This window comes from Mycolicibacterium vinylchloridicum, assembly GCF_013404075.1.
GTDB classification, from domain to species: Bacteria; Actinomycetota; Actinomycetes; order Mycobacteriales; family Mycobacteriaceae; genus Mycobacterium; species Mycobacterium vinylchloridicum.
On record NZ_JACBJQ010000095.1, the window covers coordinates 1 to 13,275 of the forward strand.

Consider the following 13,275-nt stretch of genomic DNA (forward strand, 5'->3'; position numbering starts at 1 on the left):
GGGGCCTCCCACCACTGTCGGATAGACCGGGCAGGCGACTCCCTACTCGGTAACCCACGAACATGGGTGAGTGGGGCCCCGGCCCGCAACCCCCAACTCAAAACCGAGGGTCACCCATACCGTCTAGCGCTTGACGCAGCGCTGCCAGACGCGTGTCCCGATCCCTGGAGCAGCCGCAGCGCGGCGCGCACGACATCGCTTGCTGAGCCGTACCGGCCGGAGGCGACCTCATCATTGATGAATGCCGTCAAGTGATCATCGAGGCTGAACGAGGTGTTGATACCCATCTTCGCGTCGATACCGAAAGTTGGTATCGCACACTTTGGGCGGGTGCCCTCACGTGTGAACTTCCAGCCAGCTTCGGCGATCATTCCGTGTGTGTCAGGTCTGCGACCAGGGCTGGTCCCCTGTCGGCGTCGCCTGAAAACTAACCCCGTGTCGACGAAAAGGGGTCAATTTTCGGCCGCCGTCGACAGTCCCCGTCGCCGTAGCCGGCGGTGTCTGTTCCGGTCGAAAATTGAGCAGGTAGTTCCGGAAGAAACTGCGCAGGATTCGACCGGAACCGACAGGCGGTCACGTACGTTTCGTCGTGAGCGAACGGGGTTGGCGAGGTTCCTGTGACGGTCAGTTCGACCACATTGCACGCGAATCTTCCCGCACCCAGGCGGATACCACGTCGGGCCCAGGAGCGTGATGTCCGCGCTGGCGCCGCCGGTACCCTCACCACGCGCTGACCGACCGCGAGCAGATCGCGCTCAAGCGGGGCCGTCATCGAGCGGCAGTCCTCGACACCCCACAGAAGGTCATCACCGAAGTGGGTCAGCGCGCACTGCAAACCAGCATCGTGGGCGTCACTGGTGGTGGCGATGGTCTTCTGACCGAGTTTGCAGCCCAACGGGTCTACTGCGACGAGCGTGGTTCTCTTGTGAGCATCGACCCCAACTACCACGGACATCTCGAAGCCTGCTGTGATCAACGACGATGTGGTGGCGGCTTCGTTGCCGATCCGTGGTGGTCCCCGCGGGGCGACATCGCATGGCGTCGGGCGTCGACACAGTCCATGTTGGCCAGCTGAGCGGCAGCAATTCTAAAAGTCAGACACCGAACCGAAAAGCCTTGACCTATGCGCGATCTCGCCCTGACGGGTCCACCAAGCGACCTTCCGGGCTGCCCGTTCGCCACGTCGGCATCGTGTCCGGTGGCCAGCCAGTGGCGGCATGAGTAACTAACTGCCAGAACTCAACGATCGGAGAGCCCGCAAGACGCCATCCTTAACGTACTCGCGACACCGCGGGCCTGCCGGGGCGCGCCCAGGGGCGCACCCCCGACTGTTGGTAATCCTGTGTCCGCCACGGCGTCGAGCACGATGAGCACCGTGCTGACCGGCATACCGCTAGTAAGGGCGTCGCTTTCGTCCAACTCAGGGTCTAATCACTCGATCCCGAACAGGAGGAGCGTTTGGGCGGGGATCTCGTAGCCCGCTTGGAGGACGAGGAACTGCACGACACCCACCTCGACGTCCCGAGTAATTGACCGGCCCGGGGTCGGCGCTTTCACTTCATTTGGCCTTTGCGGATCATCCGAGTGACCGCGGCATCCCACCGCGACGTTTGGGCGGGGTCATACAGTGGCCCGGCGACGAACCGCTCGATGTGCGGGCGCAGCATGATCGTGCCGACGCGCAGAATCAGCGGCAACAGGTTCGCCCACACCGGATCGAGGTCCTCAGGTAGTAGGCCTTGAGCTGCGAAGCCTGCGCCTTGTTGAGCGCTGATCGCGTAGAGCCCATCGAAGATCACCTCGCCGACCGCACCGCCTTCGGCGAGGGCCCTGCCGATGTAGTCCATGACATGGGGGTTCTTGTACATCAGCTCGGCGAATCGACTTCCGGCATCGGCGGCCTGGTCGGCCGCGCTCAGCTCCGATTGCCCGTTGAGGGTGTCAACAAAGATCGACAGGACGTGCCGATCTATGTCCTCGATGAGTTGGTTCTTGGTGGCGAAGTAGTGCTGAATGATCCCGATGCTCACCCCGGCCGTCTCGGCGATGACCCGCAGCGATGTGGTCGCGATGCCATGCTCGGCGAAGCACCTCATCGCGGCATCGCGGATCTGCTCCGGCTTCGTCGCCTTCGGGTGGGCCGGCCGGCGGGGGAGCGATCCGTCATTCATCGCCGTCAATCCTCCCAGACACCGGTGCAGCGATACCCGAGACTGCTGATCGCTGGCAGCCTACGCGAGAGCCCGGGCGGGGTGGCCGGCATCAGCACCAGGCAGTTCCAGTTCCACCCGGCAATTTTCCTGGGGCGTCGCTAAGGGGTAGGTGCTGTCCTCGAAGACCAACCTCATGGCCTCGAAGCGCGCGCTCATCCTCCGTTTCGCGGGGGGCATCCGGGCGGCGTTGTCGGGCTGGAAGTAGTCGTAGTCCAGTTGAGGCACAACGTAGGTGGCGTTCGGGAAGGCGGGAACCCAGGACGTGCCCTGTCGGCGGGTGTTCCATCCGATGTGGTCGTAGTGAATGTGAGTGTTGATCACCACATCGACGTTGGCCGGGCGGACCCCCACCTCGGCGAGACGTTGCAGGAAGTCGGTGTCGAGGTCATCGAACGCCGAGGCCTGTGGGCGGTCGCAGTCGTTTCCACCCCGGTGTCCACAAGAATCGTGCGCCCAGCAGATCGAAGAACCCACGTCTGGATCGCGACGCGGTAGGCGGGGGCGAACCGACCCAGAACTGCGGTGTGAATTCCTCAGTCCAGCATGTCAGGGGAGTTTCTGGAAACATCTCCTCGACCGCCTTGAGCCCACCCATTCCAGCACGCGTTTTGACTCCACTGATCCAAAACGCAACGGACCCAGGCAATCTCCCTCCATTCGGTGTCGTTCATCGGTCGAGCAGCGATCACGCAGACTCGTCCGTCGTTACCGACACGCAGCGCGGCGCTGGGGTCGGACCCGATGGTCTTCGCGTCTGCGGACCCATCTCGACCGCGTTCGGCGCATCGGACGTACGCCTGCGACACTCGACGTCAGTGCCGGGGCTGTTCACATCCGCAGGGCTTCGACGGGCTGATCGGTGATGTGAGCGATGAGATCGAAGTCCTTGTCCAGGGCGAGCACGGTCAAGCCCGACAGCTCCGCGGTGGCGGCGACGAGGAGATCGGGAATCGCGGGGGCGCGGTGTTGGCCGCGATCGGCGAGCAGCATCTGCACTGCAACGGCGCGGTCCTCGGCGGCCGGTGTCAAGTACTCGATCGGCATCAGGGTGAGAGGAGGAGACGACGTCTCGGCCCGCGCCTGACGACCGGTGCGAAATGAGTACCCGATCTCCAAACGAGTCACGGTGCTGATGCGCACGAGACCGCGCTCAATGCGTTCGATCCAGGTGATGGCGTCCGGCGAGGTGGACAGGCGTGTGTATGCCGACTTATCGATGAGCCAGTTGGTCACCGCCACGCTGAGTCCATTACTCCTGGGTCGTCGAGGTCGGCGGCGGCGGCCTCAGCGCGGCGCAGATCGTCAAGGGTCAAGGAGCGGTGTGGTGGGCTCACCGAGCCCTCGCGTTCGAACCGTTGGCGAAGGTACGCCTCGCGGGACAACCCCCGTGCGGCAGCGTCGGCGTCGATGCGGGCCACAGCGTCGTCGGACAACCCCCTGATCAGCACATCACCCACACGGCCACCTTCCTGCTATCACTGATATCAGGATACCGGAGTCGACCCCGCGCTGCGCTCTTGAACCCGTTGTAGCGGCTAGGGGTAGAAGAATTCGAGGTCGCGGCGGTCCTTCTACGCGGTCTGGAGAAGTTCCTCGCTCGGTGAACACGAGCGACGGTCACACCGACGGGCGGCAGCAACCGGCTGATTCAGCAGGTGAAAACGACGTAATTTTTCGTGGATAACAGCGGTTATCCATGTACTGTGCGCCGCGGCGGCAAGGCTACAACCGCTCAAAAACGAGCCAGCACTGTGATCCGAGGAAGCTCCTTGAACTCAAGGGGTCGCTGCAACACCTGATTGGTTGAGGGGTGTTGTTCGATGGGGTTTCGCCGGCATGGCAGCAAAGATGTTCCGGAGTCCGCGCGTGAGGTGTTCCTAGCGGCGTTGGGGTCCGGGGTGTCTCAGTCGGCGGCGGCGACCGTGGCTGGGGTGTCGCATACGACGGGGCATAGGTGGGCCAAGGCCGCAGGGATCACGCCGATAGCCGGCATAGCGGAGTTCGCTATTCGGCGGCGGCGCGTGATGCGTTTTGGGTGGCGATGCATGCTGGGGCCGGCATTGCGCAGGCCGCGGTGAATGCGGGTGTGTCGGAATTCGCCGGCTCAGCCTGGGTCAAACAGGCTGGTTACGTGTCCAGAACCCTTGCACCGGTTGAGCAATTATCTGAACCTCGGCCGCGGGCGCCGTTGACGTTCATCGAACGCTTTCGTCTCGAAGAGCTGCTCGAGGCTGGGTGTGAGCCCGGCCGGGCGGCTGCGGTGCTGGGCCGTCATCGCGACACCATCGGCCGCGAGATCGCCAAGGGGATGACCGCCTCGGGGTATCGGGCGCGGGTGGGTCAGGATGTGGCCGAGGCCAACCGCAGGCGGCCCAAGCAGCGCAGGTTGCTTGCTAATCAGGCCTTGCTCGACGAGGTGGTGGCACGCTTGACCCAGCGGCACAGTCCCGAGCAGATCGCGGGCCGGCTGCGCCAAGATTTCCCCGACGATCCGGAGATGTGGGTGTCACACGAGACGATCTACCAGGCCGTCTACGTCCAACCCCGCGGGGAGTTAGCCACGCTGGTCAAGACCGCGCTGCGCACCGGCCGGACTCAGCGAAAACCCCAGGGCCGCACCGCAACCAGCAGCACAGGTCAGCTCAAAGACATGATCAACATCAGTGAACGGCCCGCCGAGGCTGCCGACCGCGCCATCCCCGGGCATTGGGAGGGAGATCTGATCCTGGGCAGCACCGACTCAGCCTCGGCGATCGGCACCCTGGTCGAGCGCACCACCGGGTTCGTGGTGCTGCTCCATCTGCCCGAAGACCGCACCGCAGCGACCCTGGCTGAGGCGATGAGCGCCAAGGTCCCCGAGATCCCTGAGATCCTGCGCCGCTCGCTGACCTGGGACCAAGGCAAAGAAATGGCCCTGCACACCGCGATCACCGAAGCCACCGGCCTACCGATCTACTTCTGCGACCCACACAGCCCCTGGCAACGCGGCACCAACGAGAACACCAACGGCCTACTGCGCCAGTACTTCCCCAAAGGCACCGACCTGTCCTTCTACGGCCCAGGCTGGCTCGACCAGGTCGCCGCTGAACTCAACGCCCGACCCCGCAAACGCCACGGCTTCCGAACGCCCGCAGAAGAACTCCACCGACTACTCTCAGACCCGTCCACATTCGTTGCAGCGACAGCCTGAATCCAAGCTCCCTGACGTCATTGGTGCACCCCTGCACCTGTCGGCGAAGAACACCCGTTATGGGTGTCAGTAACATGCATCGCGGCGGGCCCCGTCGGTCACGGTCTTGGCGGCGGCGGATTGGCGTGTGGTTTGGGAGGTCAGATGGCGCTTGAGGTCGTACACGGGCCATCCGGCAACATCGAAGCGGCACACGAACTCGCCGACCTTCTCGACCGGGAACTCGATGAAGGCACGATCTACCTCGGATATCCGGTGCTGGCGACAGCCGATGATCGAGTCGAGATCGACGCTCTCCTGGTGTCCGAGGATCGGGGGCTCATCGCGTTCAGATTCGCCGATACCATACCGACCACCGATGACGACTGGATGCGCCTCGGCGCCGAGCAGGACCGGATCTTCAACGCCCTCGAAAGCCATCTGTCGCGCTACGACACCCTAAGACGGGGCCGCAAGTTCGCCATCGACATCGTGACGGTCACCGTCTTCGCGGCACCCGTGGGCAACCCGCCGGTTCCGACTGAAGCGGCCTTCCGCAGCTTCGAGGAGCTTCCCGCGTTCATCGGCGAGCAGCAGGGGATCGACGCGGACCTGTATCGCAGTCTGCAGGCGGCCCTGCAGCGGGTCAGTACCATCAGGCCCGCGAAACGCCGAGCGGAGGTCAAGAGCGCCGACAGTCGCGGTGCCGCGATGAAGGTCATCGAGCGGGGCATTGCGAACCTGGACTTCTGGCAGAAGAAGGCGGCGATCGAGACTCCCGCTGGGCCCCAACGCATCCGAGGCCTGGCAGGCTCTGGCAAGACCATCGTTCTGGCACTCAAGGCCGCTCTGCTGCACGCGCAGAACGAGTCGTGGAACATCGCGGTGACTTTCTGGTCGCAGTCGTTGTATCAGCAGTTCGAAGACCTCATCAAGCGGTTCTCCTTCGCCCATATGGACGATCTGCCCGATCCCGAGCGGCTGGCGATCCTGCATGCGTGGGGTACGCGTTCCCGTGAAGGTCTCTATACGCGCTTGGCTGACGCTCTGGGCGTGCAGCCCGTCAATTTCGGCATGGCCGAACGGAAGTACGGTCGCGACCGGGCTTTCGAAGGGGTGTGCCAGGAACTGCTCGCGGTCGCCGAGACAAGTGACGTCGAGCCCTTATTCGACGCGATCCTCATCGACGAGGCCCAGGACCTGCCGCCGAGCTTCTTTCGTCTGCTCTACCTGTTCACGAAGGATCCCAAGCGCGTCGTGTGGGCCTACGACGAACTTCAGAAACTCGACGAGCGCGAGATGGCCAGCCTCGGTGAGCTGTTCGGTACCACGGCAACCGGTGATCCGGTGGTCAACATCACCAACCGAGAGGGCGAACCTCGCCGCGATGTCGTGCTGCCGATCTGCTATCGCAACACCCCCTGGGCACTGGCGACCGCACATTCGATCGGCTTCGGGATCTACCGGCCCGACGGTCTTGTTCAACACTTCGAAGATCCGCAGCTGTGGGAGGAGATTGGGTATCAGCGAGACGCCGGCAGCCTTCAGTTGGGTTCCTACGTCGAACTCTCCCGCTCCGGTCTGAGTTCTCCCGCCTACTTCGTGGAACTGCTGCGCAGCGAGGACGCGGTGGTGTTCCGAAGCGATTTCGCCGACGAGGCGTCCCAGGATCGGTGGGTTGCGCAGCAGATCCTTAACGACGTTGGGCCTGCCGAACTCGAGCACGATGACATCCTCATCGTCATCCCGAGCGCGTACACGTCGAAGCGGCGCTACGCCAGGCTCGCGAGCATCCTCGACGATCACGGGATCCCGAGCCATCTGGTCGGCGTCAACAGCAGCCAGGACATCGTCTTCGTCCGCGGTTCGGTCGCCGTGGCCCACATCTACCGCGCCAAGGGGAACGAGGCCCCGATGGTGTACGTGCTCGATGCTCAGTACGCCGGTGCAGCCTTCAACGAGGTGAGCCGACGCAACACGATCTTCACCGCCATCACCCGCAGCAAGGCCTGGGTTCGGGTGTGTGGTTTCGGGACCACGATGGCCGGCATCGCGAACGAAGTGGAAGCGGTGCGGGCCGCGGACTTCAGACTCAAATTCACCATTCCCACTGCCGAGCAACTCGCTGAGATGCGCCGAGTGAACGCGGATCTAAACCGCAACGCGCCCGCTTCGCAGATCGTCGCGCTGGAGCAGTTGGCAGAAGCCTTCGAACGAGGCGAGGTGTCGCCGGATCAACTGCCGCCCAAGTTGCTTCGACAACTGTCGAACTACCTCAACCAGCTTCCCGGATTCGATGACAACCGCTAATGCCCTCAGTCGCGGTATCAAGGACCTCCTCAACGGACTCCTCGCCAGGAACTTGATTCTGCTACCCAACGCGGTGATCGTCGTCGACGGTGCGAGGGTGACGTGGCGGTCGCCGGCGCCGGCGGGGAAGTTCGTGGACTTCGTGGATTACCCGACTATCCGTACCTACCGGCGGTGGGCGCAGGTCGGCGAGTACTCCGCGCTTCTGCCCGATGCTGCACTGCTGCAACTGACCTACGACGTGGCTCACGGCGAGATCGCAGGGCATCGCCTCGCCTATGTGCCGTGTCCCTATCGCGTCGACCAGGACTTCCTGCTCACCGAAGCGATCGGTGACGTTCTCGACCTGCACGCCGCCGAGCCGCAGGACGACATCACCATGCAGAGTGCGATCCGCCTCGACTTCGATCCCGGCTCGGCAGCAGTTGGCCACCCGACGTCACACCTGACCCTCAACGTCTCGACGTGCCGCATCGCGTGCGAGGCACCCATGACCGCAGAAGACTTCGTGCGGTTCGTGTTTCGCAACTTCTATAAGGATCAGTACGCGGCCAACGTCGACTTCTTCGAGGCCCTTCCGAAAAGCGACCGTGATAGCACCGTTACCGAGGATGAGCGTTATGAGCCGCACGTGGCGTGGCGCCGGCGTGGATGATCGGGCGATCGACAGTCCGTAACGACACTTGAGTCCAGATCCCTGCAGGGGAGCGGTTATCCAAGGGTGACCGGCGTCGTGTACGTATCGGCGTTAACACGCTTGGGTGTGACAACACCCTCGCGATAGGGCATGGGCGTGGCACTGGTCTTGGAACCGACGGCGGTGGGACCGGCGAATGATTCGCATGCCCCGTGTCGTCTCCGCAGTCTTGTCGGTGTCTGCGCTTACCCTGATGGCGCAGGAGCAGTCCGCTGAGCGACGTTCCCATCTCGGAAGGGGGCGAGTTTCGAGGAGCGAGTGAGCATCGAGAAGAAGATCGATAAGAGCGCGCATATTGGCGACGCTGGCATCGCACTGATCCACATGCGCGTCAGCGCGATGGGACATGTGTGGCATGCGCGCGGGCTTGACGCCGGTATCGACGGCATGATCGAGCTCCGCGATCCGGGGACGGGTGTCGTCAGCAACTGTCATCTTCTTGTCCAGAGCAAAGCCAGCGATCGCCAATTTCCGAGCGAGACGCCCGACAAGTTTCACTTCATCGTCGACGAGCGTGACCTGAAGTACTGGTTGCAGGCGACGCTCCCTGTCATCTTGGTTTGCTCTCACCCCAAGGCCAACGAGGCTTGGTGGGTTCACATCCAGGGCTACTTCGCCGATCCAGCCCGTCGCGCTGACCGGCGGGTGGATTTCGCGAAGACGACGATGGCCTTCGACGGTGACATCTGCGACCGGCTGTTCGCCGTCGCTGATCCTCACGGCCAGGCACATACCCCCATCGCCGAGCACCGTGCCGAGAAACTGGTCTCGAACCTGCTGCCGGTCGCAATCCCCAAAGAGTATTGGTCGTACAAATCGCGAGCAAAGGACACAGGTCATGCCTACGCCCTGCAGCGCGACAGCGAGCTCGAGCTACGACACGACTTTGTTGTCAAGGGCGGTCGGCTTCTAACCTGGTCGCCCGTCGACGGCACGGCCCTTGAAAATGCCACCGAAGACGGTGGAATAATAGCGCCGAGCGGTGAACTCATGGACGGTCACACCGACAACGAGCGGCTCCTCGTCTGGATGCTCAATGCGGCGCTGCGCCACGACGTGCGAGAGGACTGCCTGTACCACCGCAAGCGCCAGATGCTCTACTTCAAGGCAACGCAGGGCCTGCGGCCACGGCGAGTGAACACCGGCGGCAAGCACCTGCGCACCGTGTTTAAGGGCCACCCGAAGAAGAAAGACCCGGGCAAGATGGCCTATTACAAGCACTCCGGGCTGCAGTGGCAGTTCGTGAACCTGGACGGGGAGTGGTTCTGCGCCATAACGCCGGACTACTTCTACTCCTACGACGGCCGCAAGGAGTCTCGGTATAGCGCCAGTTACTTGAGCGGGATCAAGAAGCTGGAGCGCAATCAAGCTGTCCTCGGGGAGACCCGGATGTGGGCGGCGTTCCTGCGCTTTGAACCGAATCTGCTCGACGAGCCTGACCGGATCCTCGACTTCGGAGAGCTGGAAGCCTTCGAAGTGGAGCGCGGCATCGACGATGAGTCCTGGCGCAAAGATCCTGCAAACATTGGCTCGGGAGACGAGACCTCGCTGTTCGAGCAGACGGCATGAAAATCGCAATCCTCGACGAGCCGCAGCTTGAGTTCGCCGGCGGTAGTCGGCACATCGATCCTCGCAGCGGGATCGCGAACTACGGCCCTGCTGACGCCGCCGACACGAAGGTGCGCACGATACGAGCGGCAATCGTCGGCACCCAAGAGGCGATCGAGGGCGTGCGGGGCTGGTTGGACCGGTGTCGCGAACCGATCGCCGCCAAGCTCAGCCACCTGTCGCATTACTACGTACCATTCCCAGGCTTTGACACCTCGGTCGGCTACCGCTCGACGATCGTTATCAACAGTCGATTGGAGCGCCGCATCGACCGGCGAGCCCTCAACAAGATCGTCGGCCTCACACCGGCCGAGGCGATCCGCCAAGCCGTGGACCTGTACGACGCCGAGCTGGCCGCTCTCAACGAAGAGCCGCAGTGCGACGTCGTCATCGTCTGCAAGCCAGAGGCGCTGCCCGAGCAAGGGGATCCGATTGAAGACCCCGAGCGCCCGTGGAAGAAAGCCAAGCCGACACCGCTTGGATTCGATTTCCACGAGCTGCTCAAGGCCCGCTCGCTGCGGACCACAAGGCCGATTCAGGTCGTCAAGCGCGAAACCTGGGATTCGACCTACAAACCGAAGGATCGCGACGACCGCCGGCCGCAGCAGGACGAGGCCACGAAGGCTTGGAATCTCCACACGGCGCTGTACTACAAGGCCGGTGGCGTGCCCTGGCGCATGACCCGCAACAACAAGGACCTGACCAGCTGCTTCGTCGGCGTCTCGTTCTACCGCAGCACCGACGGCCAGACCCTGCAGACAGCCGTCGCCCAAGTATTCAACGAACGCGGTGATGGGGTCATCGTGCGCGGCGCCCAGGCCACGCCGTCGAAGGACGACCGGCAACCGCACCTGACCGAAGATGATGCGAAGGATCTGCTCGAGCAGTCCCTCGCGCGCTATCGAAGCGAGCACCGCACCCTGCCCGCCCGCGTGATGCTGCACAAGACGTCATCATTCACATCGGCGGAGTTGGCAGGCTTCCGCGCTGCAGCCGAGTCCGAGCGCCTTGACCAGCTGGAGCTCATATGGATACCCCGAGAGGAATCGACACGACTGTTCCGCATCGGTGAGCAGCCGCCGCTGCGAGGAACGATGCTCTCGCTGACCGACACCCGGCACCTCCTCTACACGCGAGGCGCGGTGCCGTTCTACAAGACCTACCCGGGAATGTACGTTCCCAATGCGCTCCCGTTCCGGCTCGTCGACGCCGATTCAAGCCCCGAGCAGATCGCCGCTGAGCTCCTCGCACTGACCAAGATGAACTGGAACGCCACCCAACTCGACGGCAAAATGCCGATCACCGTGCGAACGGCGGATTCAATCGGGAGCATTCTCAAGCACCTCGGCCAAAACGATCGCCCAGCGCCGCGATACGCCTTCTACATGTGAGCAGCGGAATCAGATCGCGGCGGCTCGTGGGGCCCACTCGTCACCGGTTCCTCGCGTGCGGGCAGGACAATCGTCGCTATAACCTGACCACGGCCGACCAGCAGCAGACCAAGGAGCGCCCACCGTGAGTGATAGCAGCGATGCGAACCAACCTGGGCGCGCTCGGCCGGGGGACTTCGATCCGATTGGGAATAATGCATTCGAGTGGCTTGATTCGTGCGCGAAGCGGTTGGCGTTGCTAGTCTTCGAAGTCCGCGAACTCGGCCCTGATGCGGTGGTGACGCTGCCGCAAGCGGAATGTCATGCGCTAATCGACAGGCTCAATGACGCGCGTACGGCGTGGACCTTGGGATTCCAGCCGCGGCGGCCGGAATAATCTCCGAAAAGCCCGCCCTCCGGCGGTCCCATGCCTATCTGGTGACGAACCGCTCGGCGCACTGGCCCAGACGGATCGCGCTGTCCGGGCCCCGCTCGGCATCAACAGCGCTTCTCCACCGGCCTCTTGCACTAGCCCGACGCACAGGGGCCCGGCGATCGCTACCACCAGGCGCTCATCACCGGTGGAGTGTAGAAAACCTGCGGCACAACGGATCACCATGCCACGGCGCGTGGAGCTTCCCACCATCATTACTTCGTCATGGCCGACTTTACAGCTAGCTGCGGTTAGTTAGTTGGCCAGATTGAGCTCTTGCTCGCACAGCTTAAATGGGCCCGCACCACACGCCATTTCGTCGCCGTGACCTTATGGCTAACGATACGAGGCGAGGGAGGAACGAAGGCCAATTAACCTGCGATGAACGGACCTTCGGAGTGCTACACCACGCGAGAGCCCGCGTCAGAAGTCGTCGCAACTGACATCGTTGCAATCTCCGTACCCCTTGCCAACGAGGAACTTATTTTGATAGACCTCGACGCTCCACTGGACAGGCTGTCCAGGCGCGTACACCTGCAGGCTGAACGCCGTCGGTGCGGTATCGACTTGTGTGTCTGTGTTGATGTATTTCCCGCCGGGGCCAGGAGGAACTGAGATCCACTCCGAGATCGTCGACTTCGCGTTCTTGTCATCGAGAATGGTTTTGATCCAGTTAGTCTGGCAGTAATCGCTATACCAAACTTCAATATGGCCAATCGTTGTTGTGTAGTCGACTGATGGATTGTTCATATCGACGTTCTTGATCGGACCGGTATGAATGACTCGACCGGAGTGCCAACATCCGGTCGTATTTGGGTTCAAATTGGTCTGACAGTCACCGCCGCCGTCGCAGGGCCCAATGAAGTTGGGCTGGGCGGTCGCCGCGCCGCCTGCTACGGCTACTAATGCAAGAGCGATAGCAGCAGCAACGATGAAGCCTCTCAGTGTCGGCACACGCACCCCCAGTTTGGTGTTTCGACCTTACCGAAAGTTCGTAACTTGCGTTGCGCCCGTTACAGGTCGCCTCAGGCCGAGCCCATTTCGTCACTGTGACGTAACGATGGTTGGGAACTGCTTCCTGCCGCCGCGCAAATGGAGGCGGGGCACCCTTGGTCCGGCGGCGACAACACGCGAAGGTCTGCACGCACCGAGGCCTACTTCGCTTTGTGTATCTGAGCCGGGCTCAAAACAGTGAGGGAATTCCTCCGTCCTCTGACTCGGGGTGCACGGTCGGTTCTGTGGCCTAGGCGCATAGCGGTGATGAAAGTCTGGCGATTCCCTAAGGGCCTTTGTGCGTAATACGTTGGTGCACAATATATTTCGCCGATAATAGAGATTATGTCAAGTCGTAAGTTGGTTATTCGCGTGGCATGCGAATAGATCAGTTTCTGATAACACCCCCACCGGCGGTCGGCGATATTGCGGCAGAGCATGTTTCGTCTCGTTCGGGCACACCGCCGGTAGGCAGGCTTGGA

11 protein-coding genes and 1 pseudogene are annotated in these 13,275 nt (G+C 62.6%); 6 read left to right on the plus strand and 6 right to left on the minus strand.

Translation table 11 applies throughout. The features are described from left to right. Positions 1-121 precede the first annotated feature (121 nt). The 5 genes and pseudogenes from HPC46_RS32565 to vapB form a co-directional block, all read right to left on the minus strand. Positions 122-287 (minus strand): annotated as a pseudogene (locus tag HPC46_RS32565) (type II toxin-antitoxin system ParD family antitoxin); the annotation flags it as partial. A gap of 1,266 nt (positions 288-1,553) precedes the next feature. Beyond that, complete coding sequence (locus tag HPC46_RS32570) at positions 1,554-2,171, minus strand: TetR/AcrR family transcriptional regulator (protein ID WP_179476168.1); 618 nt, start codon at positions 2,169-2,171, stop codon at positions 1,554-1,556. A 60-nt stretch (positions 2,172-2,231) separates the two neighbouring features. Next, complete coding sequence (locus HPC46_RS32575; RefSeq protein WP_218894913.1) at positions 2,232-2,687, minus strand: MBL fold metallo-hydrolase; 456 nt, start codon at positions 2,685-2,687, stop codon at positions 2,232-2,234. Between the two features lie 354 nt (positions 2,688-3,041). Continuing rightward, positions 3,042-3,452, minus strand: a complete 411-nt coding sequence (locus HPC46_RS32580; RefSeq protein WP_179476169.1) for a PIN domain nuclease — start codon at positions 3,450-3,452, stop codon at positions 3,042-3,044. Continuing rightward, positions 3,443-3,670, minus strand: a complete 228-nt coding sequence (gene vapB, locus HPC46_RS32585; protein WP_179476170.1) for a type II toxin-antitoxin system VapB family antitoxin — start codon at positions 3,668-3,670, stop codon at positions 3,443-3,445. The genes HPC46_RS32580 and vapB overlap by 10 nt, the downstream gene beginning before the upstream one ends. A 584-nt stretch (positions 3,671-4,254) precedes the next feature. Here vapB and HPC46_RS35375 point away from each other — a divergent pair. The 6 genes from HPC46_RS35375 (at position 4,255) to HPC46_RS32615 (ending at position 11,764) form a co-directional block, all read left to right on the plus strand. Then, on the plus strand, positions 4,255-5,403 hold the full coding sequence (locus tag HPC46_RS35375) for an IS30 family transposase (RefSeq protein WP_407665603.1): 1,149 nt from the start codon (positions 4,255-4,257) through the stop codon (positions 5,401-5,403). Positions 5,404-5,547: 144 nt separating this feature from the next. Then, a complete protein-coding gene (locus HPC46_RS32595; protein WP_179476171.1) occupies positions 5,548-7,692 on the plus strand; it encodes a DEAD/DEAH box helicase in 2,145 nt (714 codons plus the stop codon). Next, on the plus strand, positions 7,679-8,347 hold the full coding sequence (locus tag HPC46_RS32600; RefSeq protein WP_179476172.1) for a DUF2290 domain-containing protein: 669 nt from the start codon (positions 7,679-7,681) through the stop codon (positions 8,345-8,347). Before HPC46_RS32595 ends, HPC46_RS32600 begins: the two co-directional genes overlap by 14 nt. Positions 8,348-8,647: 300 nt before the next feature. Next, a complete protein-coding gene (locus tag HPC46_RS32605) occupies positions 8,648-9,958 on the plus strand; it encodes a DUF4365 domain-containing protein (RefSeq protein ID WP_179476173.1) in 1,311 nt (436 codons plus the stop codon). Next, positions 9,955-11,388, plus strand: a complete 1,434-nt coding sequence (locus tag HPC46_RS32610) for an argonaute/piwi family protein (protein WP_179476174.1) — start codon at positions 9,955-9,957, stop codon at positions 11,386-11,388. Before HPC46_RS32605 ends, HPC46_RS32610 begins: the two co-directional genes overlap by 4 nt. 124 nt (positions 11,389-11,512) lie before the next feature. Beyond that, positions 11,513-11,764 carry a hypothetical protein gene (locus HPC46_RS32615; RefSeq protein WP_179476175.1) on the plus strand — a complete coding sequence of 84 codons (252 nt, stop codon included), beginning with the start codon at positions 11,513-11,515 and terminating at the stop codon, positions 11,762-11,764. Positions 11,765-12,223: 459 nt separating this feature from the next. On the opposite strand, the gene HPC46_RS32620 is transcribed toward HPC46_RS32615, so the two are convergent. Then, positions 12,224-12,760, minus strand: coding sequence for a hypothetical protein (locus tag HPC46_RS32620; RefSeq protein WP_179476176.1), 537 nt, complete (start codon positions 12,758-12,760; stop codon positions 12,224-12,226). Between the last annotated feature and the right edge of the window lie 515 nt (positions 12,761-13,275).

Excerpts from the sequence above, each read along its gene's own strand:
- HPC46_RS32570 (WP_179476168.1), bottom strand. The coding sequence starts at position 2,171 with ATGAATGACGGATCGCTCCCCCGCCGGCCGGCCCACCCGAAGGCGACG.
- HPC46_RS35375 (WP_407665603.1), top strand. The coding sequence starts at position 4,255 with ATGCATGCTGGGGCCGGCATTGCGCAGGCCGCGGTGAATGCGGGTGTG.
- HPC46_RS32595 (WP_179476171.1), top strand. The coding sequence starts at position 5,548 with ATGGCGCTTGAGGTCGTACACGGGCCATCCGGCAACATCGAAGCGGCA.
- HPC46_RS32600 (WP_179476172.1), top strand. The coding sequence starts at position 7,679 with ATGACAACCGCTAATGCCCTCAGTCGCGGTATCAAGGACCTCCTCAAC.
- HPC46_RS32610 (WP_179476174.1), top strand. The coding sequence starts at position 9,955 with ATGAAAATCGCAATCCTCGACGAGCCGCAGCTTGAGTTCGCCGGCGGT.